This is a genomic window from Nocardiopsis sp. ATB16-24, assembly GCF_030271535.1.
In the GTDB taxonomy this organism is placed as follows: Bacteria; Actinomycetota; Actinomycetes; order Streptosporangiales; family Streptosporangiaceae; genus Nocardiopsis.
In genome coordinates this window covers 52,666-78,407 of sequence record NZ_JASCXJ010000018.1, presented here as the reverse complement: position 1 = coordinate 78,407, position 25,742 = coordinate 52,666, and the positions used below count along the sequence as shown (strand labels likewise).

The following is a 25,742-nucleotide window of genomic DNA, read 5'->3' as shown; positions in this document are numbered from 1 at the left end:
GTTCTCTTGCGCTCTGATTTTGTTTTTGATGTCGCTGTCGTGGGTGGTTGCGGACGCGTTGGCCTTCCGCTGGCGATCGCCTTGGCCGAAAGTGGTCTGGAAGTGGCGGTACACGATATCGACCGCTCGGCCCTCGAAAAAGTGAAAAAGGGTGTCATGCCCTTCGACGAGGAGGGGGCACAACTGGTCCTCAGCGAGGTCCTGTCCCGTGGGCGGCTGCACGCGACCGCGGACCCCTCTGTGATCGGTCAGGCGGAGACCGTGGTCATCGCGGTGGGCACACCGGTGGACGAAGAGCTCCGCCCCGACAGCACGGCGCTCGACAGCGCCGTCGAGGCGTGCCGCGCCAATCTTCGCCACGGGCAACTCTTCATCTTGCGCAGTACCGTTTTCCCCGGGGTCACCGCCTCCTTCGAGAAGGCCCTCAAGAGTTCGGGGAAGAATGTCGACACGGCCTACTGCCCTGAGCGGATAGCCGAGGGCCACGCCATGAGGGAGTTGCGCGAGCTGCCGCAACTCGTGGGAGGGCGGAGCGAGGCGGTTCGTGATCGGGCGGCACGCCTTTTCGAGCGACTCGGGGCGGAGCCCGTCCACCTGGTGACGGAGGAGGCCGAGTTCGCCAAGCTCGCCACGAACGCGTGGCGGTACATGACATTCGCGATCACCAACGAGCTCTTCATGATCGCGAGCGACCACGGGCTGGACTACGCGCGAATCAGGGACGGGCTCCAATACGGGTATCCGCGAGCGGCGGGGCTGCCCGCGGCCGGTTTCTCCGCCGGCCCCTGCCTTCCCAAGGACACCGCGCAGTTGGCCGCGTTCGCCGGCAGGTCGTTCACGTTGGGTGCGGCCGCTCTGGAGATCAACGAGGGGCTGCCCCGTTACCTCGTCCGCCGGCTGGCCGAACGGTACGACCTGGGGAGCACGGTCGTCGGGTTGCTCGGAATGTCCTTCAAGAAGGATTCCGACGACATCCGCGACAGTCTGGCCTACGTGGTCCGGGACGAGCTGGAGAAGCGAGGCGCGCGTGTTCTGTGTACGGACCCGAACGTGACCGGCGATCCGTCGTTGCGGCCCTTGGCCGAGGTCCTGGACGAGTCCGACGTCCTTGTCGTCACAGCACCGCACACGGAGTACCGGGGACTCGCCACCCGCGCCCCGGCACTGGACATCTGCGGGGTACTCGGTGACGCACGGGGCGCCGTGGAGGGCGGGGACTCCCTCCTGTACCCCGTCGGCTCCAAAGGACTTTCCGCCAAGGGCGCGGACCGTAGTCCCGCCCCGGCCGGATGAACCCTCGCCCGAGGGCGGGGCGCGAAGGAAGACAGAGTCAGAGAAAAGCAGTCCATCCATGTCCCGGGCGGCCGCACAGGGCCATGCCCGGTCACAGGTTCGGCTGAGATCTCCCGGTCGAGCGGGTTCGTCTGCTCGGTTTCCGGCGCACACAGGATCTCGGCAGAGAAGGGGATATCATGTCCGCGGGAAAATTCGCCAAACTGACGGTGCCCGGAGCGGTTGCGTCCCAAGCCGGCGCGGTCACGCGTAGAACCCTGAACGACCAGGGGCTTCCTCTGGCCCTTCACTTCCATGAGGACATCGACATGGCGGTGTGGGTACGTGAGCACCGTGAGGAACTCAGGGACGACCTCCACCGCCACGGAGCCCTTCTTCTGCGTTCCCCCCGACGTCCCGACTTCGACGCGGTCTACGACTCCTTCAGCGGAAAGCCCGTCGACTACCAGGGCGGCGCGGCCATACGCAGCCGGGTCGACAACTCCACCTACACCGCCAGCGAGTACCCCGAAGAGCTGGACATTCGCCAGCACAGTGAGTTCTGCTACGCCCACGACTGGCCCATGCTCCTGTTCTTCCAGTGCGACATCGAGCCGAAGGACCGCGGCCAGACCCCGTTGACGGACAACAGGCTGCTCATGCGCGAGATCCCCGAGGAGATCCGCGAAGAATTCGCCGAACGGGGCCTGCTCTACGTCCGTGGCTACGGTTACAACCGCACTTGGCAGCGCTCCTACGAAACGGACAGTCGTGAGGAGGTCGAGGCCCTGTGCGCCGCTGAGGGCCGACGGGTCGAGTGGGTCGGCGACGATCAACTGCGCACATACGAGAGACGCGACGCGATCTCCCGCCACCCCGTGACGGGGGAGGAGGTGTGGTTCAACTACGCCCACGGGTTCCACATCTCCCGCATGGACAGCGGGATCCGGGAGGCGCTCTCCACGTCCCCCGACGACACGGACGAACAGTTGTGGCCCAACAACGTCTACTGGGGAGACGGATCCGAGATCGACGGCGAGATCATCGGTGTGGTCAATGACGTCATCGAACGCTGCACCGTCCAGTTCGACTGGCGTGAAGGAGACATCCTGATCGTGGACAACATGCTGGCGGCCCACGGACGCCGCCCCTTCACCGGGCCCCGACGCATCCTCCTCAAGATCGCCGAGTCCTACCAGGAGACCCAGGCGGTGCAGGCGTGAGCACGACTCAGGACATGACCCGTACGGAGAGCGGGCAGGAACCCCGCGACCTCGGCCCGTTCCAGCGCGCGGCGATGGGGACAGTTCCGCACATGGTGGTGCTCCGGGCCTTGGCCCCGGCCGGTCCGGTGGAGGAACTGCGTGACGCGGTCGTCGCGGCCGTCACGGCGGCGCCCGTTCTCACGGCCGAGCACGTCGAGGTTCCCGGCATGCGGGTGCCACGGCAGGTCAGCACGCCCTGCACGGTCGACAAGGGCGACGACGGAGAATGGGTCGTCCGGGGAGGGACGCTGCGCGCGACGGTCACGGCCTCCGACGCCGGACGCGAGCTGGAGATCGTCTGTAGCGCGGCCTTCGCCGACACCTCCTCCCTGAACCTGCTGCTCGCGAACGTCTCCCTGCACCTGGAAGGGAGGACCCCCGAACCGGCCGTGGACTTCTTCGTCGTGGCCCCCGGGCACATCGCGATGCTGCGTGAGGGCGAGTTGGACGCGGAGGAGACCTACTGGGCACGTCGCCGTGAGGACGCCGGTGACGGCTTGGGCCTGGACGACATCATGCCCGTATCCGACACCGAGGAGGACTCCTCGGCCGCGGACGTGAGACGTCCGCTCACCCCCGAGGAATCCGAGGGTCTGGACGCCCTGGCGGAGAGCCTGGGTTGTGAGGTCGCCGATCTCGCCCAACTGGCGCTCGACACCGTCCTCCTGCGCCTGGGAGCCGCTCCGGGCGTCCTCGGTCGATTCGAGGACGCCCGGGGTCTGATGGGGTTGGAGGGGACCATCGGTCCCCTCGGCCAGGTGGTCCCCGGCTCGGGTGCCCTCGTCGATCTCCTCGGTACCGCACGGGACTCCCTGGGAGCCCTCACCGAGCAGCGGAAAAAGGACGCCGAGATGTCGGGGGGTCCGGCCTTCCAGCCCTACACGGACCGGCCCGGCCTGGTCCTGGACCGTACGGGCGGTCCGGTCGCCCCCCAAGGCTGGCGGATCCTCTCCTGGTGGAACCCGGTCGGCGGTGGTATCGCTCTCGGTTCCTGGCGACATGACGGCGTCTGGGAACTTCGGGCGCAGACGGAGCGAGGCGGAGCCGAACGGCTCAAGGCCCTGGTCGCCATGTGGTCGGGGCTGCTCCGAGACCTCATCGCCCGCCCCGGAGCCCGACTCTCGGAGTTGCAACTCCTCCCCGACGGGGTCTCGGCCGGCTTCATGGAGGAGAGGGAACGGCCCTCCGGAGAGTCGGTCACCGCACGCCTGGAGAGGCACTTCACCGAACGCGCGGACGTCCCCGCCTGCCGTCAGGGAGAGCGGACCTGGACCTACGGCATGCTCCGGGACCGGATGGGGCGGATCGCCGAGGCCCTGTCCCACCTGCCACGGGGGGCGGTGGTCGCGGTCGCACTGGAGCCGGGGTTCGACTTGGTGGCGGCCCAGGCCGCCGTCCTGTGGGTCGGAGCGGTGTTCATCCCCCTCTCCCAGGACGAACCCCCCGCCCGCCTCCTGGACGCGCTCGAACGTTCGGAGGCGTCAGCGCTGATCGTGGAGGGGGAAGGAGGCCCTGAGCTCCGTCTGCCGCCCTCCTGCGAGCGAATCGAGCTCGCCGGACTGGACACACGGCCCTTCTCTCCGACCGCACCCGCGGACATGCCTTCCGAGGCACCCGCGTACATGATGCGCACGTCGGGGTCGACCGGCAGACCCAAGCTCCTGGAGATCAGCCGAGGGAGCCTGGACAACTATCTGCGATGGGTGGAGGAGTCCCTGTTGGGTGAGGGCGAGGAGTTCCCCTTCGTCTCCAGCCCCGTCTTCGACGCCAGCATCAAGCAGACGCTGGGATCCCTCTACTCCGGTGCGGCCGTGCGCCTACTGGAGTCGGACCGCCTCGACCCGGAGGCCGTGCGCGACGAGCTCGCCGGACTCGACGGCCGGATCGTCCTCAACTGTGTTCCCGGCTACCTGTCCGAGCTGTTGGCCGCCGACGAACGCCGGGAGACCGTCATGCCGATCACGCGGTTCCTGGTCGGGGGCGAGCCGTTGCCCTCCGAACTGGTACGTCGAGTGGGGAAACGCTACCCGGACGCCGAGATCTGGAACCTCTACGGGCCGACGGAGGCCACCGCCACCGCCACCGCCGGACGGATCACGGACCCCGACCGTGTTCACGTGGGCCGGCCTGTGGCCGGCGCGGGGCTGGCGGTGGTGGACTCCCACGGCGCCGTCCTGCCCAGAGGCGTCCGCGGTGAGGTCGTCATCACCGGCCCGGGACTGTCCAGCGGCTATGTGGCGGGGCACGAGGGCCCGTCGCCGTTCACCCCCCTCGACCTGGCCGGGTCCTCCCGTCCCTCCTACCGCACCGGAGACGTCGGGTACATCGACCGCGAGGGAGACCTGCGGCTCATGGGCCGCGCGGACAGCCAGGTCAAGATCAACGGCTGGCGTATCGACCCCGGGGAACTGGAGCGCGTGGCCCAGGGGATCGAGGGCGTCCAGGACGCCGTGGTGGTCCTCGACGATCGCTCCGAGGAGCGGTGTCTGCGGCTGTTCACCACGGGTGGGGCCGAAGCCGAGTACGTCCTCGAACGCCTACGTGAGGTACTGCCGACGCCCATGCTGCCGGCTTCGGTGACGCCTTTGGAGCGCCTCGACACAGGGGTGACCGGCAAGGTCGACCGCAAGGCGCTGTTGGAACGCTCGGCGGAGCGGGAGGCGTTCTCACCCGAGGAGTACACACCGCGGGAGCTCGCCGTGGCCACCGTGTGGAAGGAGATCCTCCAGCAGGGGTGGCCTGATCCCCGCACCGACTTCTTCAACGCCGGCGGACACTCCCTCCTCCTGGCGAGGCTGGTGAACCGGCTCCGGGCCGGAGGCCACCGCGAACTGTCGTTGCGGCAGGTGGTGCGCAACCCGACCGTGGCCTCGATAGCGGCTTTGATCGACCACACCTCCTGACCCTCTCATGACAGGGGCTCGTGCCCGCCCCCTAGGCGTCGGACCGCGTCCTACGGGGAAGCGCCCGCACGCCCGGGGCGGGCACGCTCCGGTCCACCCATGTGGAAAGCAGATGAACCACAAGAGCGACAACCTTGTCCTGCTACGGGAGGGCGACGAGCCGGCCATCGCCCTCGTCCATCCCGCCAGCGGGCTCTCCACCTCCTTCCGTCGCCTGCTCCCGCACCTCGCGGGCCGAAGCGCGGTCTACGCGTACGAGAACCTCGAACCGGGCCCGCCGGAGCTGTGCGCCGTCGAAGCTCTGGCCGAGTGCTACTGGGGCCAGCTGCGGCGGGAGGATCCCGGACCGTTGGTGCTGGCGGGATGGTCTTTCGGGGGCCCGGTGGCCGTGGCCATGGCCGCCCTCGCCGAGGCCGAGGGACATCGGATCCTGGGTGTGGCCGCCATCGACTCGGGCACCCCCGACCTGTTGGGTTCGCGGGAGGAAACGCTGTTGGGCCGCCTCGCGGGACTCTTCGAGGTGGACCCGGCCGTGTTCCCCGAGGAACTGGCCCGGCGGACGGAGACGGTCGAGGACGCGTTGGAGACGATCGCGGCGTGGCTGCGGGGAGAGCGGGGAACGGACGCCGTGGAGGCCGACGACCTCCGTCCCTTCGTCGACGCCTATCTCTGGCACCTGGAGGTCGTACGCCGGGGATGGGACGCGGTGCGTCCCCGCGCCCCTTTCCTGCTGGTGCGAGGGCGTGACGAGAAGGGGTGGCACGACGCTCCGGAGGACCTGGGGTGGTCGGCCGCGCTCGGCTCGGCGCCCCGGATCGCCTGGGTGCCCGGCACCCACTACAGCGTGATGAGCCAGGAGAACGCGCCTTTCGTCGCCCGGCTGCTGTCCTCGCTCTCCGTCTCGGGGGACGACGGAGGACCGAACGCCACTGGACCTTGGAGTGCGGGAGCTCTGACATGAACGAAACCGGTTACGACCCCGAGTTCGACATCGCGGTGGTCGGGATGTCGGGCAGATTCCCCCAGGCCCCCGACATCCCCTCGTTCTGGGCCGCATGCCGCGACGGTGACGAGTGCGTCAGCAGGTGGGAGGGACCCACGGGCGAGGGCAGGGTCCTCGCGGGGGGCCTGGTCGCCGACCAGGACCTGTTCGACCCCGAGGCCTTCGGTGTCAGCCCGGCCGAAGCCGAGCTTCTGGACCCGCAGCACCGGTTGTTCCTGGAGATGTGTTGGGAGGCCTTGGAGGCGTCGGCCGTGGTACCGGACGGGGGCGCCCCGGTCTCGGTGTACGCGGCGGCCGCGCCGAGCCGGTACCGCCCCGAGCCGGGAGGCACCGGGGACGAGAACGCGCGCTACCAACGGATGATCGCCAACAGCCCGGACTTCCTGGCCACCAGGGTCGCCTATCTCCTGGACCTGCGGGGCGAGGCGGTGAACGTGCAGACGGCCTGCTCGTCCTCGCTCGTGGCGGTTCACATGGCCTGCCAGAGCCTGCGTGGAGGGCAGAGCGACATCGCCCTCGCCGGAGGCGTCTCCGTGGACCCCGACCAGCACCTGGGCTACGTCCACCAGGAGGGCATGATCACCTCCCCCGACGGCAGGTGTCTGCCGTTCGACGCCCGAGCCAGGGGCGCGGTCCCGGGCAACGGAGGCGCGGTGGTCGCCTTGCAGCGTCTGGGGGACGCGTTGGCCTCGGGACGTCCGGTCCACGCGGTCATCCGGGGAAGCGCCGTCAACAACGACGGGCGTGCCAAGTCGGGCTTCATGGCACCCAACGTCCAGGGCCAGTCCGATGTGATCGCGACCTGCCTGGCGGCCGCCGATGTGCCGGCTGAGACCATCGGCTACCTGGAAGCGCACGGAACGGGGACGCGCCTGGGCGATCCCATCGAGATCCAGGCGGCTCGGTCCGCCTTCGGGCTGTTCACGGAGCGGACCGGTTTTTGCGCCTTGGGGTCGCTCAAGGCCAACTTCGGTCATCTCGACCGCGCCGCCGGGGTCGCCGGCCTGGTCAAGGCCGTGCACGTGGTGAAGGAAGGGGTCATCCCCCCTCTCCTCGGTTTCGACGACCCCAATCCCGAACTGGATCTGGACCATTCCCCCTTCCGTGTGCCGAGGGCCGCGACCCCCTGGCCCACGGAGGGACCTCGCCGCGCGGGTGTGAGCTCCTTCGGGGTCGGCGGCACCAACGCGCACGTCATCGTCGAGGACTACGGCCCGGCCCGGGACGACACCCCCGGAAGGCACACGGGTCCGGTGGCCCTGCCGTTGTCCGCTCACGATCCGGTTTCCCTGGCCGGGTTCGCGGCGGATGTGGCGGACCTCATCGACGCCTCCGGCCGAAACCTCACCGAGGTCGCGCACACGCTCGGCGCCGGGCGCAGGGAGCGGGCCCACCGCCGCGTCGCGGTCGTCGGCGACCCCGCCGAGGCGCGACGCTCCCTCACCGGTCCGGTCCAGACGCGACCCGCGCCCGAACAGGCGCCCGCTCTGGCGTTCCTCTTCGCCGGGCAGGGAGCGGAGGTGTCCTACGCGCCCTGGGACCTCTATGAGCGTTTCGGGGTGTTCCGCGATGAGATCAGGAGCTTCGCCGAAGCGCACGGCATGTCCGACCGCGAACTCCTGGACGGAGTGAGCGGAAGAGACCCGGGCATGCGCGAGCTGGCCTATCAGCCCTCCCTGGCCGCGGTACAGGTGGCCCTGGTCCGACTCCTGGAGGACCTGGGGGTCGAGGCCGGAGCGCTGTGCGGCAGCAGCGTCGGCGAGTACGCCGCCGCACACCTGGCAGGGGTCTTCGGCAGGGAGGAGCTCATGGTCGTTCTCGCCGCCCGTGACCGACTCATGCGGGCCACCCCCGAGGGCCGCATGGTGGCGGTGTCGTGCTCCGCCGAGAAGGCGGTCGACCTGCTTCTGCCAGGAATGGAACTGGCGGGGGACAACGCCCCCGACCGGGTCCTGTTGAGCGGTCCGGTGGACTCGGTCGGCGCACAGCTCACCGCTCTGCTCGATCATGGGATCGACGCCCGCGTCCTGCCCGGCCGCATCGCACCGCACAGCGCCCTGATGTCGGAGGCGGGTGCCGAACTGCGGGAGGTACTGACCTCCGTCCGGCGCGAACCCGCGCGGCGCCCCGTGGTGTCCACGCTCACCGGTTCCTGGTCGAACCCCGGAGAAGCCGAGGACCCCGACCACTGGGTGCGGCACCTGTGCCGCCCCGTCCGGTTGCGGCAGGCCCTCGGGACACTGCGTGAGGCCGGGTACACCGACTTCGTCGAAGCCTCACCGGGCGACTCCCTCACCAAGCTGGTGCGCAGGAACGTCGACGGTGGACAAGCCCTCACCGTCGGAGCGGTCGACGGTGAGGCCCCCCTGACCGGCCTGCTCCGCGGAGTGGGCCAGGCGTGGGTCAGGGGGACACCGGTTCGCTGGGACCTCGCCAACGGCACGCGAGGCGAGCGTTTCACGATCCTGCCCCCCTACCCCTTCCAGAGGCGCCGCCTGTGGAACCACACACCCGCCGGGCATACGCCCGCGTCCGTCCGGCCCGGCACGCGGTCGGACCGGGTGCTCGACGTACCGGTGTGGCGTCCCGACCCGGCGCCGACGGGCGGGGCCCGTGGCACACTGCCCTCCCGCGTGCTCATCCGGCACACGGAGGGAGACCGGCTCGGCCCCGCGCTCGCCGCGCGGCTGGCCGACGCCGGTGTGGACGCGCGGTCGCTCTCCGACCCCTCCTCCGTACCGCTGCCCGATCCGGACGGTCCGGCTCCGGTCCTGGTGGACCTCACCCTGACGGCACCGGACACGGCCGTCGGCGCCCCTCTGGACCGTCCGGCACTGGAGGCATGGCTGGAACACGGTCTGATGCGCCCTCTGCGCCATCTGCGTGAGAGCGCTCCGTCCGGGCTGATGGTGGTGACCCGGGGACGGTGCTCCGTGACACCCGGAGAATCCGGTGACGCCGGGTCCTCCGCGGTGGTCGGCCTGATCAGGTGCGCGCCGCACGAATGGCCGGGACTGACCGTTTCCACCGTCGACCTGGACCCGCGGTCCGCGGAGTCTCCGGAGAAGGAGGTCGAGGCGATCGTCGCAGAGCTGGCCTCTCCCGGAGGGCGTGACCTGGCCCTGCGTCAGGGCATCCGTTACCGTCTCTTCCACGAACCCGCCACAGAGGACCTGCCCTGCCCCCTCAAGGAAGGGGGCACCTACCTGCTGCTGGGAGGCACCGGCAAGCTGGGTCCCGTGGTGGTCGAAGCCATCTCCTCACAGGTGAGGGCCACCATCGTCCTCACCGGACGGGACCCCGATCGCGTACCCGACGAGCATGTGCGGTCCCTGCTCGACACAGCGCGGGATCGCGGTTGCGTCGTCGTCCACCGCAAGGTGGACCTGGTCGAACCAGGGGCACTGGAGCGACTGCTGGATCAGCTCACGACCGAACACGGGCGGGTGGACGGAGTCTTCCATCTGGCCGCGCACACCGAGACCGGGGACTTCCCGCTCCTGGCGGACCTGGACACCGGTTCCGCGCTCGACCTCACCGAGGCCAAGGTGGTGGGGGCCGCCGGCCTGTACCGTGCCCTGCACGGGCGAGACCACGACTTCGTCGTCCTCTTCTCCTCCATATCGACGATCATCGGCGCACTGCGTTTCGGCGCCTACGTCAGTTCCAACGCCTATCTGGACGCGCTCGCCACCGAGGCGGACGGGCCGGGCGGGCGGTGGATCTCGGCGGTCTGGGACGGCTGGAACGGTGACGGTGGAAGCACCGCCGACGGACTCGGGACCGCGGACGGCGCCGCACTGCTCCTCAGGAGTCTGCGCGTCGATAGGCCGGTCGTGGTCCCCGCGGTCCGCGACGTGGAGTCGCGGCGCGCGCTGGTGGAGGAGGAACTGGCCAAGGTCGCCGAGGCGGCACGGCTCGACACGGAGGACCCCTCGAAGGACCAGACCTCGAACATCGTCCTGGCCACGGTCCGGGAGGTCAGCGGACACGAGCACGTCGACCTGGGCCGGAGCTTCGCCAGTCTGGGCATCGACTCCTTGCAGATGATGCAGATCGCCGCCCGCTTGAGGCCGGCCCTGGGCGGGAGCGTGTCCTTGGGCACCCTGTTGGCGGCCGAGTCGGTCGCGGACATCGTCGACCTGGCCGAGGAGCCCGGGCCGCGGACGACGGGCGATGAGGCGGACAGGGTGGGGGAGGGCGCCATGTCCAGCATGCAGCAGCGCCTCTGGTACCTCTACCAGCTGGACCCCGACAGGACGGACTACAACGTCCCCTTCGGCTGGGTACTGCCCGACGGCTTCACCGTCGAGCGGACACGGGAGGCCGTCCGCGAGCTCCTCGCCCGGCACGAGGTCCTGCGCTCGGCCTACCGCTGGGACGAGGATCAGGTCCCCCGGCGTGTCGTGCTCGGCGTGGAAGACGTGCCCGTCGAGGTGGAGGAGCTGGATCACGGTGATCCCGTGGAAGCCTTCGCGGCCACGGCCCGTACCCGGGTGGACCTCTCCTTCGATCTGGCGTCCTTCTCCACCCGCGTGCTCATAACGCACAGCCGGAAGGGCCCGGTGCACGTCCTCTTCGTCTGCCACCACATCTCGATCGACGCCTGGTCCATCAAGATCATCCAGGAAGAGCTGGAGGACCTTCTGGAGGGAAGGCTCCTGCCCGAACCGGCGGCTCCAGGCGGGTACGGCGACTTCGTCCAGTGGGAGCACGATATCCGTGCGGCCCCCCAATACCCGGGAAACCTGGACCACTGGAAGCACCGGTTGGCGGATGTCGGCCCCACCGTCCCGCCGGCCGACCGTGAGATCGCCGAGGACGCGCCCCGCGAGGTGGCGGTCGCGACGCGTCTCCTACCGTCGTCCGTACTCGAAGCCCTGCGCGGCATCACCCGCGAGGCCGGGGCCACCCTCTACACCGCGGGACTGGCCGGACTGGCGCTGGCCCTCTCCCGGTGGTGCGGAGAATCCGAGGTCGTCATCGGCACCAACCGGGCCAACCGGGCCCGCGCGGAGTTCGAGGGCGTCGTGGGCATGTTCGTCGATCCCGTCGTGCTGAGGTTGGACGTGGGCGGGGAAGGGGCGGAGGAGACACTCGGGTCGGTACTGAACAGGACACGGGCCGTGTTCTCGGAGTCGCTCACCCACGCCGACGTTCCGTACCTGGACCTGGTCCACCACCTGGGCCGAGGCGGCGGGGACGAGGACAACCCTCTGTTCGCCGTCATCGCCACCATGTTCGACACCGAGTCGACGGACGGCGGGGTGCGGCCGATCGACGTCCCCCTGCCCACCACCCCCAAGTTCCCGCTGGCCGTGGAATTCCTGCCCCGTGGCGATGGACTGCTGGTCCATGCCCTGTACGCGGCCGACCGGTACCTTCCCTCCAGCGTGGAACGCCTGCTGGCGCGCGTCACACGCTTTCTCGAACTCTTGGCGGAAAGGGGCCCCCGGACCCCGGTCGAAGAGCTCTTCGACCGGCGTGGCCCCGCCGCCTCGGGCCGTTTCGTATGGCGCCCCTGACACCGGACGCGCCTGGGACACGACCGCCGAAGACCCGAGGAGGAGCCTCAATGAAGTTGCCAAGCCGTCAACGGGACCACTGGGACGGCGAGGGACGACCGCGCACGCTCCAGGAGGCGTTCGCCAGGCAGGCCGCGCTCCACCCCGACCGGGAGGCACTCCGTCCCGCCACGGGGCCGGGTCTGACCTACTCCCGGTTGCTCGGCAGAGCGGCCGCATCGGCCACCGCCCTGGCGGAGCGGGGGGTGCGTCCCGGAGGGCGGGTCGCCGTTCTCGGCGGACGGGAGGCCGAGACGGTCGTGGCCCTGCTCGGGGTGCTGTACGCCGGCGCCGCCTACTGCGTGGTGGACAGCGCACTCCCGGCCTCACGCCGCGAACTGCTCATCGCCGACCTGGAGCCCGACGCCCTGGTCGTCGCCGACCCTCGTGCCTCTTATGACGGCGGGCGACCCTGCCTGCGGTTGGACGAGGTGGAGCGACCACCGGCGGATGCCCCGGTACCTCCTCCCGTGTCCCGTCCCTCGGACGGTCTCGCGTACGTGATGTACACGTCGGGTTCCACCGGGCGGCCCAAGGGCGTCCTCGTCGAGCACGCCGGCGTGCTGAACATGCTGGACTCCTACGAGGCGCTGGCGCCCTCGCCCTCGGAGTTCGCCGGCTGCCTGGTCGCGCCCACGGCATTCGACGTGTCGGTGTGGGAGATCTTCTCCACTCTCGCCTACGGCGGCACACTCCACGTGCCCCCGCCCTCGTCCCTCCGAGGAGGGGAGGAACTGTGGCGGTTCCTGTCCGACCGTGACATCGACAGCGTCTACGTTCCCCCCGGTCTGGTGGCTCCCGTGGTCGAGGCGGCCGAACACCTCGGCGGCCTCGGCCTGAAGCGCGTGCTGGTGGGAGTCGAACCCCTTTCCCAGGGGGTCCTGGAGCGTTTTCGTCAGGCCTGCCCCGGGCTGCGAGTCGTCAACGGTTACGGTCCCACGGAGACCACCATCACCGCCACCCTCCACCTGTTCGACCGGGTGTCGGATCCGGCTCGGCGGACTCCCATCGGGAAGCCCGTGGCGGGGAGCGGTGTCGTCCTCCTGGACGAGAGCCTGCGCCCGGTGGGGTCCGGCGAAGTCGGCGAGATCGTGGTGTCGGGCGCGTGCCTGGCACGTGGTTACTGGAGGAACGAGGCGGAGGAGGCGGAGCGGTTCGTCCTCCTGGACGGTCGGCGGGCCTATCGGACGGGGGACTACGGCCGTCTTCTGCCCGGCGGTGAACTGGAGTTCGTCGGGCGCAGGGACGACCAGGTCAAGGTCAGCGGGTTCCGCGTGGAGCCGGGTGAGATCGAGGCGGTCCTCAGTCGAGTGCCGGGGGTGCGCCGCTGTGTCGTCGGCGTGGTCGGCGATCCCGGGCGACGGAAGGTGGTCGCGGCGGTGGAGGCGGACGAGGACACGCGGCCCTCCTCCCTGAGGGAACACGCGGCGGCCGAACTCCCCGCCTACATGGTGCCCTCCCGTGTGGTCGTCACCTCCGCCTTCCCGCTGACCGGTAACGGGAAGGTGGACGTGGAGGCCCTCTTCGCCGAGGGACGGCGTCGGCCTACGGACGGCCCTCCGTACGTGGCGGCGAGCACACCTCGGGAACGACTCATGTGCCGGGCCTGGGCCGGTGCGCTGGGCCTCGACGAGGTGGGTGTCGATGACGACTTCCACTGGTTGGGCGGCGTGTCCCTGGACGCGGTGCGCATCTCCGTCCGGCTACGGGAGGAGGGGATACCCGCCACGGCCTCCGACGTGCTGTCGGCACGTACCGTCCGCGCCCTGGCGGACATGGACACCTCTCCTCGGGCAACGGAGCCTCCCGCGTCCACCGGGCGCTACCCCGCGACCCGTGCGCAGCAAGGACTGTGGGCCTGGCGTGAACTCCACCCGGACTCGTCGGCGACCACGGTGGTGCACGCGCTGTACATACCGGAGTCCCTCTCCGATGAGTGTCTGCGTGAGGCGCTGGAACAGGTCGTCGCCCGGCATGAGGCCCTGCGGACGACCTTTCGACGCACCGAGGAGGGGACTCTCGCCCAGCACGTCGCCGAAACGGTCTCCGTGGACCTGCCCGTGGTCCGCGTGGCGGACAGGTCGGAGGTGGACGTACGGGTCCGTGAGGCGCTCACCCGGCGCTTGGACGCGGGGTCTCGGCCGTGGACGGCCGAACTGCTCCGGGGGCCCGGATTCGGGGCGTTGCTCTTCGCGGCCGACCACCTCGTGTTCGACGGAGAGTCGGCGGCGATCCTCGAACGCGATCTGGTCCACGCCTGCGAGGGACGACCGACCGGTTCCCGGTCAGAGGGTGTTCCCGGCACCGCTTCGATCAAGGCACTGGCGGGTCCGGACCCCGAGCGCGCCGAGGCGCTCCTGGCCTACTGGAAGGAGCGACTGAGGGACGTCCCGGACGTGCCCGCCCTGCCTTCACCGATGGAACGGGACGCGGACCGAACGCGACGGTTCCGCCTCACACGAGGACTCCCCCTCTGGGAGCGGGCACGGGAACTGGCCCGTGAGTCCGGAACGACGCCGTTCGTTCTCGTCCTCGCGGTGTTCAAGGCCCTCTCCCGGCGTCGTCAGGGCCATCCTGACAACACCGTCTCGGTTGCCGTGTCCCGGCGTCACGACATCGGTTGCACCGATGCCATCGGACACATGGTGAACCTGCTCCCGGTGCGCGACCATGTGGACCGGGCCGGCGAGGGGCGGAGTCTGCGGACCTACCTGGAGGCGGTGGCGAGCCTCTTTCGGGAGGCGATGGAACACCGCGACCTCTCCTTCGAGGACATGGCCGCGGACCTGAACCAAGGAACGCGTCGGGAGAACCCCGCGCACGCCAGGGTCGTCCTGGCACAGCGGGTCCAGGGGCTTCCCGAAGCCGGCGAGGACGGAGGAGAGGAACGGATCCGCAGGTGGCCGGGTCTGCCCTCGAACTCCCACCACGAACTCACTCTGTTCCTGGACGAAGGGGGCGACGGCCCACCCCGTGTCGAATGGGTCGGGACCGCATGCGCGCCCGGCGCTCTGGAGTCCGTGGCGGAGGCCTTCAGCGGCTTCTGGGCGGCGGCGATGACCGATCCCGACGCTCCGCTGGCCGATCTGCCACACCTCGGCCCGGACGAGGAGGAGCTCATCAGGACGACGGCTCTGCCGAGCACGGAGGCGGTCGGTGAGAGCGTCGTGGACCTGGTGGCCGAACAAGTGCGGGAGCGGTCGGAGACGGTCGCCGTCCAGGAGGGCGACCACCGGATCACCTACCGGGAGCTGAGCGAGCGCGCCGACCGGATCGCCCTCGCCCTGGGGCGCACGGTCCCCGACGGACACGGTCCGGTGGCCGTCGTCCTGGACAAGTGCGCCGATCTGCCCGCCGCGCTGCTCGCCGTGCTGCGCACGGGTGCCCCCTACCTGCCCCTGGCCCCTGAGCACGCCCGGACCCGCCTTCCCCGGCTGGTCGGACGTGCCGCGGTCAGCGCCTGGGTGACACGATCGGACATCGCCGAGGACCTCGGTCTGTCCGAGCAGCTGCCGTGTGTCCTCGTGGACGCCCTCGAAGCGCGAACGGATTCGAGCGGAGAGAAGGTGGCGGCGGCCCCGGGGCCCGAGGACCTCGCCTACGTCATGCCCACCTCCGGCACGAGTGGGGAACCGAAGCTCGTCGGGGTCCCGCACAAGGCCGTCGTACGCCTCGTCCGCGGCAACCGCACCCTGCCACTGGACCACGGCCACACCACGATGTTGGTCTCCAACACCTCCTTCGACGCGGCCACGTTCGAGCTCTGGGGAGCCCTGGCCAACGGAGGCAGGCTCGTGGTGCCCGGCGACAGGGAGCTGCAAGACCCCAGGAGGCTGTGCGAGGCGGTCGAACGCCACGGTGTCACCGCCGGTTTCTTCACCGTCTCCTTGTTCGAGAGGCTACTGGAGGCCGAGCCCGCTCGGCTGGCCGGTATGACCCACCTCCTGGTGGGTGGCGAGCCCGTGCCCCCGGACCTGTTCGTACGGGCTTCGGCCCATGTCCCCCGCGCCAACCTCGTCAACGGTTACGGTCCGACGGAGAACACCACGTTCTCCTGCTGCTACCGGGTCTCTCGCGACCTGTCGGGCCTGCGTTCGACGCCCATCGGGCCGCCGGTCGACGGTTCCGGCGCGGTGGTCGTCGACGACGCTCTGAACGCGCTGCCGGTGGGTGTGCCGGGAGAGCTGGCGGTCACCGGCCACGGCCTCGCCCACGGGTATCTCGACGACCCCGAGCTGACCGCACGCCGTTTCGTCACCCTGGAGGGCTTCGGTGGGGCGAGGGCCTATCTCACGGGAGACAGGGCCCGGCTGCTTCCCGACGGCTCGTTCGAGTACCTCGGTCGTCTCGACCGCCAGGTCAAGGTCCGCGGCCACCGTGTCGAACCGGACGAGGTCGAGGCCGAGTTGGAGGCGCATCCGTCGGTGCGCAGGGCCGCGGCGTACGCGGAGCGGATAGCGGGGACGTCCACCCTGCGGGCCGCGGTGGAGGCGGACGGGATCGACGGCCATGAGCTGCGACGATGGCTGCACGAGCGCGTGCCGGGCTACCTGGTGCCCGATCTCGTCCACGTGTTGGAGGCCTTTCCCCTCACGGAGAACGGCAAGCTCGACTACGGCGCCTTGAGAAGCGAGGTCCGGAATCGTCCCGGTGTGGTCGACGGCCCGTACGTCGAGCACCCGGAGACGGGCACGGTCGTCCGTATCTGGCAGGAACTGCTGGGGCAGGGGGAGGTCACGCCCGACAGTGACTTCTTCCGCCTGGGGGCCAACTCCATCACCGTGCTCGCCCTGACCGCGAGGTTGCGGCAGGAGTTGGGCTGGGACGTGCCGACGCATGTCGTCTACTCGGCGCGGACGGTGCGCGCCATCGTCGGGTACGCGCACTCCTCCCCCCGCGAAGAGGAGGCCGCACGCGACACGCAGAGGAACCAGGTCCTGGAGCGGGCCGGAAGGATGAGACGGGCGGCACGGAGGGGTAAGCGGTAACGGGGGGAGGGGCGAGGGAGTCGGCGCGGATCGACCCTGGTGCCCGTCCACCGGTGTCTGTTCCATCTGACACGGGTGTGAGGTGGTCCGCCGCCACCTCGCCCGGGTCGGATGAGCGGCTCCTCCCTCGATCCTCCGGGTGAGAACGCCCCTGGCGCGGGGATGTGCCGGATGAAGCCCGCCCCAGGGGCGGCGTGGGACCTCCGAACGGCCCGCCGGGATCGGCGCCCCGCGCCCCCTGGGGCTGGGGGTGTCATACATCACACCAAACGCGGAAGTCATCATATGATCGGCTTTTTCGAAGCCGAGCGACCTGGTGTTCGTCACACGTGAGAGCGTCGGCGTTCACAGAACCTCACAAATGGTATTACCATTCTCGGCGCCTGCCTCCGTGCGGGACGAAGCCGTACCCCCAGGCGGCCCGACACCCACGCACACCGACGGAAGGCTTCCGCCGTGGAGAACTTCGAACCCGTTTACGGAACGGGCCCCCTCCTCGGGATCGCCGCGGGCGCCATCGCCCTCCTGCTGTTCCTGATCATCCGTTTCAAACTGCACGCGTTCATCGCGCTCGTCCTGGTCAGCCTGCTGACCGCGCTCGCCACCGGCATCCCCGTGTCGGAGGTGGTGCCGACACTCCTGGGCGGCTTCGGCACCACTCTGGCCAGTGTCGCCCTGCTCGTGGGCCTGGGAGTGATGATCGGCCGCATGCTGGAGGTCACCGGCGGAGCCGCCGTCCTGGCCGGTGTGCTGATCAAGGCCTTCGGGGAGAAGCGCGCCCCCATGGCCCTGGGAGTGGCCTCGCTGCTCTTCGGCTTCCCGATCTTCTTCGACGTCGGCCTCATCGTCATGCTGCCGATCGTCTTCAGCGTGGCCCGCCGTGTCGGCGGTTCCGTGCTCCTGTACGCCCTGCCCACGGCGGGCGCCTTCGCGGTCATGCACGCCTTCGTGCCCCCGCACCCCGGTCCGGTCACCGCCGCGGTGGAGATCGGCGCCGACATGGGCCTCACGCTGTTGGTCGGCCTCGTCCTGGCCGTTCCCACCTGGTATCTCGCCAGCTATCTGTTCGGCCTGTGGGCGGGCAGGAAGTGGGAGCTCCCGGTTCCCGAGGACATCATGTCCGACGGCACGGTCACGCACGAGAACCCGCCCGGTCTCGCCACCGTGCTCAGCGTCCTGCTGCTGCCGATGCTGCTCATCTTCACCAACACGGGTGTGACCACCCTGGTCGCCACCGGCGTCTTCGCCGAGAACGCCCTGTGGACGCAGGCGGCCCAGCTCATCGGGCAGACCCCGGTCGCGCTGCTCATCACCGTGATCTACGCGATGCTCGTACTCAGCCGGGGCCGCTTCACCCGCCAAAGGGTCGAGGAGATCGTCGGCGGGGCGCTCGGCCCGGTCTGCGCCATCATCCTCATCACCGGTGCGGGCGGCATGTTCGGCGGTGTACTGCACACCAGCGGTATCGGAGCCGCCCTGGCCCACACCCTGGAGTCGACCGGTCTTCCGGTCATCGTGGCCGCCTTCGTCATCGCGCTCGCCTTGCGCGTGGCCCAGGGATCGGCGACCGTGGCCATCACCACGGCGGCCGGCCTCATCGCCCCGGCCGTCCAGGCCTCCACCGGCCTGTCCTCGGTCGACCTGGCGCTGATCGTCATCGCGATCGCCTCCGGGGCCACCGCCCTGTCGCACGTCAACGACTCGGGTTTTTGGCTGGTCGGACGCTTCCTGGGTATGGACGTCAAGACCACGCTCAAGACATGGACCGTCATGGAGACCCTGATCGGCTTCATCGGTTTCGGGCTCGCGTTCGGCCTCAGCCTCGTGCTGTGAGCCGTCGGGGCGGGCGCGGTCCGGCGCCCGCCCCGTCAGCGCGCCGGCTGCGTGTCGAGGTCGCCCTGGGGCTCCTCCTCCAGGGCCGCGGAGACCTCGGTGACGATGGAGCGCATCGCCGCCTCCGCGACGTCGGGCAGACCGTCGCGGATGGCCTGGGCCACGGCCTTGTGCAATCGCAGGGCCTCGGGTCGGGGGTTGCGCGGCATCAGGTGATAGGAGGTGCGCCCGACCAGAACCTCGGACACGACCTGGGACAGGCCGAGGAACATCTCGTTGCCGGACAGTTCGAGGATGCGGCGATGGAAGGTGATGTCCAGTTGGAGGAAGGCCTCCAGATCCCCACTGCGGCCGGTGCGGACCATCTGGTCGGCGATCACGACCAGCCCGGCACGTTCCTCGGTGCCACCGCGCTCGGCGGCCAGGGCGGCGGCACCGGGTTCCACCGCGGAGCGCAGTTCGTTGAGGGACCGGAGCTGTTCCATCCGCTGCGGTCCGGCCAGGCGCCAGCGGATCAGCTGGGGATCGAAGACGCTCCAGTCACCGCGGGGGCGCACACGGATACCGGTGCGGGGGCGGCTGACCACGAGCCGCATGGACTCCAGGACACGGACGGCCTCGCGGGCGACGGTCCGGGAGACGCCGAAGTCCTGTTCGAGGCCCTGGAGGGTGAAGGTGTGACCGGTCGCGTACTCACCTGCGGCGATGGCCGGCCCGAGCACCGCCAGCACCCGGTTGTGCAGCGTGCGGTGGTCAGTTCCCATCGTTCTCCTCGGGCTCCGGGACGGGTCCGGCCTGGCCACATCCGGCCAGGGGTCAGGCTGAAGCCTAGCCGGACTGATTGATATCACTATTCATGGTGGCGCTTGCGGCCGTGCAGGGGCACCAGGACACGGAGAAGCCATGCATTTCGTCTTCATGGGAGTCGCCGGCAGCGGTAAGAGCACCGTCGCCCGACGAGTGGCCGAACGGCTCGGACTCCCCTTCGCCGAGGCCGACGACTTCCATCCACCGGCCAACATCGACAAGATGGCCGCGGGTATCGCCCTGACCGACCATGACCGATGGCCGTGGCTGCGCGAACTGGCCGGGTGGATCACCGAGCACGACGCCCACGGTGATTCCACCGTCATGGCGTGCTCCTCCCTGCGACGCGACTACCGCGACGTCCTGCGCCGGGGCGCGCCCGAGGTGTACTTCCTGCATCTGAGCGGGAGCCCCGAGGTGATCTGGGAGCGGATGGAGACCCGCAAGGACCACTTCATGCCGCCCGCGTTGCTGCAATCGCAGTTCGACACCCTGGAGCCGTTGGAGAGCGGAGAGCCGGGGTTGGAGATGGACGTCCGTGAGGACGTCGAGACGCTCCTCGAACAGGCCTTGGAGTACGTGCGATCGCGCCTGCCGGAGGCGAAGGCGCGGAGCGTCGTGGACTGAGGGGCCGTGGCGGCGCGGTGGCGGACACATCACCGTCGGATCACCATTCGTACGCGGGTTCGGTGGACGCCTTGCACGGGAACGTTGCGCGCGCGACCCTGTTCGGCATGCAGAATTCCGTTTCGTCCCCCACACCGGTCATCTCCCAGCGCCTCGCGTCGGTCCGGGCCTCCACGGCGGCCCTCGTCGAGGTGCGCCGACCCGGTGTGCGACCCCCGTTGGACGTGCGGCAGACCTGCGTCCTGATGTTCGCCCTCCTTCCCGCGTACGGCCTTCTCGCCTACGTCGCCTGGGACAGCAGGGCCGGCCTTCCCGCGGAGCACGCCGGTGATCTGCTCACCCTGATGGTCGTCGCGATATCGGTGGGCGCCGTCCTGGCCGCTCTGGCGGTCCCGGTGCGCCGTGGAGGTCACATCCTGTGGCGCACCGCCCAGTTCGTGGCCGTGGTGGCGCTGGGCCTGACCCTGGCGACACTGCACATGGCCGCACGCCTGGCGGACACGCCGTTGATGCTCGTCGGGCTTCTCGGCGCGCTCGCCTCCATCGCCGTCAACATCGCGCTGTGGAGCACCGAGGTCCGTCGTTGGTGTATGCGGTGACCGGACGAGGAGTCCCCGGTGGAGGGGTCGTGGCGCCCTGGCACGGGGACGGGGGACTCCGTCCCCGGCACCCTACCCCTGGTCCTCCTCACCGTCGGCGAGGGCGTGCAGCCGCGCCAGGTGCTCGCCGCCGTCCTCACCGTGGCGCCTGAGGTAGAGCTCGCGCGCCTCGTCGGCGATGTCGGCCGACTCGTCCTCGAAACCGTAGTCGGCGAGGTCGTCCAGCACGTCCAGAACCCGGTGCAGGGCGTCGGTGCCTTCGGTCGGATCCTCCGGGAGATGGTCGGCGACGCCGGTCAGAACGGCGTCGCGCGCCTCGTCCACGGCCTTCTCGGATCCGGCCGCGGCGGTCAGTCGGATCCGGACGAGGGGATCCTCGTCGGCGATCAACATGAGCTGCTCGGCCAGCCAGGCGGACTCCTGGCCTTCGAGGAACGCGGTCAGTTCCGCGTCGTCAAGGGGTGTGGTCACATCGGCACATCATAGAGTGCCGCGTCCTCGGCGCGGGCACCGGAATTCCGATGGTCGAAAAGGGGAGGTCGCGACATCGCCATGATTCATCCCATGATGGGATGGAAAGCTTCGCTTTTCTGGGAGGTGTCCCGGACGAAGAACCGGGGCGTCACCCATAAGGCGTGGTGACGGAAGCCCTCCGCTCGACAGGTCGTCGGTGAAAACACGTCTATGGATCGCGGCACAGATGTGAAACGGTTGTATTAATACCCAGCCGTCTACCTTCACAGCCGCTCTCGGCGCGGTCTAGTGTCCACTCAATCGTTCCAGGGCCTCCCCTGCACCCGGCCCCACATTGAGGTGGACCATGTTCACGAAGTCTTCCCGAAAACCGCTGGCCCTCCTGGCCTCGGCCGCGGCCCTCACCATGGTGGCCACGGCGTGTGCCGAGAGCACCCGCGAGGGCGGTACCGACGAGTCCGAACCCTTCGTCTTCGCGGCCGCCGGTGACATCAGCACCCTCGACCCCTTCCTCACCAGTGACGGTGAGACCTACCGTTACAGCCGACAGGTCTTCGACACCCTGCTGGAGCACGAGTCGGGCGGCAGCGAGATCATCGGCGGACTCGCCGAGGAGTGGGAACAGTCCGAGGACGGCACCGTATGGACCTTCCACCTGCGCGACGGCGTCGTCTTCCACGACGGTGACGAGCTCGACGCCGAAGCGGTCTGTGCCAACTTCGACCGCTGGTACAACCTCACCGGCGGCTACCAGAGCACGAACAACTCCTACTACTGGCAGTCGATCTTCGGCGGGTTCGCCGAGAACGAGAACGAGGACACCCCCGAGGCCCGCTTCGTCTCCTGTGAGGCCGAGGACGAGCTGACCGCGGTCATCACGATCTCGGAGTACTCCTCGATCTTCCCCGGTGGCTTCAGCCTCGCGGCGTTCGGCATCATGAGCCCCACCACCCTGGAGGCCATCGCCGACCAGGAGATCACCGGTGAGGAGGGCAACTACACCCTTCCCGAGTACAGCCAGACGGCCGGGACGATCGCGGGCACCGGGCCCTTCACCGTCGAGGAGTGGGACCACGACCAGGCCGAGGTGACCCTCAAGCGCTTCGACGACTACTGGGGCGAGCCCGCCGGCTTCGAGACGATGATCCTGCGCGCGATCCCCGACGAGAACGCCCGTCGCCAGGCGCTGGAGGCCGGGGACATCCACGGCTACGACCTGGTCGCGCCCGCCGACGTGGAGCCGCTGATCGAGGCCGGCTTCCAGGTGCCCACCCGCGACGTGTTCAACATCCTCTACATGGCCTACCAGCAGGAGGCCCACGAGGCGCTCGCCGACATCGAGGTGCGTGAGGCCCTCGCGCACGCGGTGGACCGCCAGCGCATCGTCGACACCATCCTCCCCGAGGGCGGCGAGGTCGCCACCCAGTTCCACCCCGACACCCTCGACGGCTGGTCCCCGGACGTGCGGACCTTCGAGTACGATCCCGAACTCGCCAAGGAGAAGCTGGCCGACGCCGGGCACGAGGACCTGACGGTCGAGTTCTGCTACCCGACCGACGTCACCCGCCCCTACATGCCCGCGCCGCGCGACATCTTCGACGTCATCGCCGCGGACCTGGAGGCGGTCGGCGTCACGGTGGAACCGGTCACCTACGAGTGGACCGAGTACATCCCGAAGACCAACTCCGGTGAGTGCCCGCTGTACCTGCTCGGCTGGACCGGCGACTACAACGACGCCTACAACTTCATCGGTACCTGGTTCTCCGGTTACACCGGTGAGTTCGGCCTCCGCGACGAGGAGCTGTTCGACGCCATGGAGGAGGCGAGCACCAACCCGAACGAGGAGGAGCGCATCGCCGCCTACCAGGAGTTGAACGAGCAGGTCATGGAGATCCTGCCGGGGCTGCCCATCTCCAGCTCCCCGCCCTCCATCGCCTTCGCCGAGAACGTCAACCCGCCCAACGTCAGCCCGCTGACGCAGGAGAACTTCTCCGAGGCCTCCTGGAAGTGACCCGCCCCTCCTCCCCGTGAGGGGAGTGGGGAGGGCCCGACCGGACACCGGTCGGGCCCGTGCGGTGCCCGGGGCGGTGAGCCCCGGGCACCGCGGGACCCCCGTACCGCGACCCGGGAGGGATCGCGGTCCGCCGAGCCGGCGGGACGCGGGGAGCGGACGGCACACGGACGCCCGATCTCCTGCGAGGGGCCCGACCCTCCGCCGACGGTCACCGCCCACGGCACCACACGTGCGGGCGCGCGCCGTTCGGTGTCCCACCCCGTGACCGACCATCCGAACTCCCGCCACACCCCGGCGGGGACGCTTCGCGTCCATCGTTCCCACACTGGCGAAAGGCGGCGAAGGTGCTGCGATTCATCGTCAGGCGTCTCCTACAGCTGATCCCGACACTGGGCGGCCTGTCGATCCTGTTGTTCGTCTGGCTGCAACGGCTGCCGGGCGGACCGGAGTACGCCCTCCTCCCCGACGACGCGACCGCCGAACAGCGTGCCCAGCTGCGACGGTCCTTCGGCCTGGAAGAACCGCTCACGGTTCAGTACCTCGCCTTCCTGCGCCGTATCGTCCAAGGCGACCTCGGAACCTCCCTCATGACCAGTCGGCCGGTCACCGAGGAGTTCATGACACGCTTTCCGGCCACGTTCGAACTGGCCGTCACCGCGATGCTGATCGCGGTCGCCGTGGGCGTCCCCCTCGGTTACCTCGCCGCGCGCAAGCGAGGGTCCGCACTGGACTTCGCCGCCGTCGGCGGCTCCCTCCTGGGCATCTGTACACCGGTGTTCTTCCTCGCCTTCATCCTGAAGGTGGTCTTCGCCGAACGGCTCGGACTGTTCCCCTCGGCCTTCCGGCTGTCCCCGGGCATGAGTCGCACCGACCTCAGCGGTTTCGTCGTCCTCGACGGCATCAGGACGGGTGAGTTCGACGTGGTGTGGGACGCCCTGCTCCACCTCGCCCTGCCCGGGGTCGCGCTGGCCTCGATCCCCCTCGCCGTGATCGTGCGCATGACCCGGGCCAGCGTCCTGGAGGTCCTCGGCGAGGACTACGTGCGCACCGCCAACGCCAAGGGACTGCGGCCGGGCACCGTGCGCACCCGCCACGTGATGCGCAATGCCCTCCTGCCGGTGGTGACCGCGGTCGGTCTGCTCACCGGAAGCCTGTTCGCCGGAGCGGTGCTCACCGAGAGCGTCTTCGCCTTCCCAGGGATCGGCTCCTTCATCTACGCCGCCACACAGACGCGCGACTACCCGGTCCTGACCGGGTTCATCCTGCTCATCGCGACCCTGTACGTGTTCATCAACCTGTTGGTGGACATCTCCTACAGCCTCCTCGACCCGAGAGTGCGGGCCCAGTGATGCCGACGACACCGAGCTCCCAGAACCGGTCCGAGACCCAGGACGCCCCGGAACACACCGACGCCACCGACGAGCGCACCCCCCTGCTCGGACGCAAGGCGGCCAAGATCGACAGACTGGCCGAACTCATGGGCCGGCGCGAGGAGAGCGACCACGGCGCCGGCGTCTGGCGCACCGCCCTGGCCCGGATGCGCCGCAGCCCCATGGCCATCACGGGCGCCGTCCTGGTCGCGATCTTCCTGATCGTGGCGCTGTTCTCGCCGCTCATCGCCCCCTACAGCCCCACGGCCCAGACGTGGGGCGCGGAGGTCTTCCCCAACCGCAACGTGTTCGTCGGCCCGCGCGCCGAGAACTGGCTCGGCCTGGACAACCTGGGACGCGACCAGTTCTCCCGCATGGTGATCGGCGCCCGACAGACCCTCCTGGTCGGTGTGGTCGCCACTCTGGTCGGCTTCGGCGTCGGCGCCCTGCTCGGCGGCACGGCCGGAGCGGCCGCGGTCCTGGGCGGATACTGGGGGCGCCAGGTCGACAACGTGGTCATGCGCGTCATCGACATGATGCTGGCGTTGCCCACCCTGCTCCTGGCGGTCACCATCGCCGCTCTCGTCGGCCCCAGTCTGACCACGGTCATGCTCGCGGTCGGCGTCGCCCAGGTCCCGATCTTCGCCCGCTTGCTGCGCGGGGCGATGCTCTCCCAAGGCAGTCGCGACTACGTGCTGGCCGCCCGCGCGCTGGGTGTGCGCAAACACAAGATCGCCCTGGCGCACATCCTGCCGAACTCGCTCGGACCGGTGATCGTGCAGTCCACGCTCACCCTGGCCACGGCCATCATCGACGCGGCGGCCCTGTCCTACCTGGGACTGGGCAACCCGGACCCGGCCTTCCCCGAGTGGGGGACCATGCTCGCCGACGCCCAGCGGTTCCTGTCCAGCGCACCGCAGCTGGCCGTGTACCCGGCACTGGCCATCATCGTCACCGCCCTGGGCTTCACCCTGTTGGGCGAGGCGATGCGCGAAGCACTCGACCCGAAGCTGAGGAAGTGAC

The 25,742-nt window shown here is 69.6% G+C and carries 14 protein-coding genes; 12 read left to right on the top strand and 2 right to left on the bottom strand.

Annotated features, from left to right (window positions below):
• Positions 1-39: 39 nt before the first annotated feature.
• The 7 genes from PFX91_RS18210 (at position 40) to PFX91_RS18180 (ending at position 18,828) form a co-directional block, all read left to right on the top strand.
• Entirely contained in the window at positions 40-1,293 is a 1,254-nt protein-coding gene (locus PFX91_RS18210; protein WP_285733458.1) for a nucleotide sugar dehydrogenase, read from the top strand.
• Between the two features lie 179 nt (positions 1,294-1,472).
• Positions 1,473-2,495 carry a TauD/TfdA family dioxygenase gene (locus tag PFX91_RS18205; protein ID WP_285733457.1) on the top strand — a complete coding sequence of 341 codons (1,023 nt, stop codon included), beginning with the start codon at positions 1,473-1,475 and terminating at the stop codon, positions 2,493-2,495.
• Positions 2,492-5,440 carry an AMP-binding protein gene (locus tag PFX91_RS18200; RefSeq protein ID WP_285733455.1) on the top strand — a complete coding sequence of 983 codons (2,949 nt, stop codon included), beginning with the start codon at positions 2,492-2,494 and terminating at the stop codon, positions 5,438-5,440. The genes PFX91_RS18205 and PFX91_RS18200 overlap by 4 nt, the downstream gene beginning before the upstream one ends.
• Before the next feature lie 112 nt (positions 5,441-5,552).
• Positions 5,553-6,401, top strand: a complete 849-nt coding sequence (locus PFX91_RS18195; protein ID WP_285733453.1) for a thioesterase domain-containing protein — start codon at positions 5,553-5,555, stop codon at positions 6,399-6,401.
• A complete protein-coding gene (locus PFX91_RS18190) occupies positions 6,398-11,968 on the top strand; it encodes a type I polyketide synthase (protein WP_285733451.1) in 5,571 nt (1,856 codons plus the stop codon). The genes PFX91_RS18195 and PFX91_RS18190 overlap by 4 nt, the downstream gene beginning before the upstream one ends.
• A 50-nt stretch (positions 11,969-12,018) precedes the next feature.
• Positions 12,019-16,995 (top strand): non-ribosomal peptide synthetase, encoded by a 4,977-nt coding sequence (locus tag PFX91_RS18185; RefSeq protein WP_285733449.1) that lies wholly within the window; start codon positions 12,019-12,021, stop codon positions 16,993-16,995.
• A 456-nt stretch (positions 16,996-17,451) separates the two neighbouring features.
• Positions 17,452-18,828, top strand: coding sequence for a GntP family permease (locus PFX91_RS18180; protein ID WP_285733447.1), 1,377 nt, complete (start codon positions 17,452-17,454; stop codon positions 18,826-18,828).
• Positions 18,829-18,863: 35 nt separating this feature from the next.
• Here PFX91_RS18180 and PFX91_RS18175 read toward each other — a convergent pair whose 3' ends face one another.
• Entirely contained in the window at positions 18,864-19,592 is a 729-nt protein-coding gene (locus PFX91_RS18175; RefSeq protein WP_285733446.1) for a FadR/GntR family transcriptional regulator, read from the bottom strand.
• Between the two features lie 139 nt (positions 19,593-19,731).
• Between PFX91_RS18175 and PFX91_RS18170 the strand changes: the two genes are divergently transcribed.
• Together PFX91_RS18170 and PFX91_RS18165 are read left to right on the top strand one after the other, a co-directional pair.
• Positions 19,732-20,262, top strand: coding sequence for a gluconokinase (locus PFX91_RS18170; RefSeq protein WP_285733444.1), 531 nt, complete (start codon positions 19,732-19,734; stop codon positions 20,260-20,262).
• Between the two features lie 107 nt (positions 20,263-20,369).
• Complete coding sequence (locus PFX91_RS18165) at positions 20,370-20,861, top strand: hypothetical protein (RefSeq protein WP_285733442.1); 492 nt, start codon at positions 20,370-20,372, stop codon at positions 20,859-20,861.
• A gap of 72 nt (positions 20,862-20,933) precedes the next feature.
• On the opposite strand, the gene PFX91_RS18160 is transcribed toward PFX91_RS18165, so the two are convergent.
• Positions 20,934-21,332: a hypothetical protein gene (locus PFX91_RS18160; protein WP_285733440.1), complete on the bottom strand. Its 399-nt coding sequence runs from the start codon at positions 21,330-21,332 to the stop codon at positions 20,934-20,936.
• Positions 21,333-21,681: 349 nt separating this feature from the next.
• Here PFX91_RS18160 and PFX91_RS18155 point away from each other — a divergent pair, with 349 nt between their 5' ends.
• The 3 genes from PFX91_RS18155 (at position 21,682) to PFX91_RS18145 (ending at position 25,741) form a co-directional block, all read left to right on the top strand.
• Positions 21,682-23,346: an ABC transporter substrate-binding protein gene (locus tag PFX91_RS18155; protein ID WP_285733439.1), complete on the top strand. Its 1,665-nt coding sequence runs from the start codon at positions 21,682-21,684 to the stop codon at positions 23,344-23,346.
• A 347-nt stretch (positions 23,347-23,693) separates the two neighbouring features.
• Positions 23,694-24,698, top strand: coding sequence for an ABC transporter permease (locus PFX91_RS18150; protein ID WP_285733437.1), 1,005 nt, complete (start codon positions 23,694-23,696; stop codon positions 24,696-24,698).
• Entirely contained in the window at positions 24,698-25,741 is a 1,044-nt protein-coding gene (locus tag PFX91_RS18145) for an ABC transporter permease (RefSeq protein ID WP_285733435.1), read from the top strand. The genes PFX91_RS18150 and PFX91_RS18145 overlap by 1 nt, the downstream gene beginning before the upstream one ends.
• The last annotated feature ends 1 nt before the right edge of the window (position 25,742 follow it).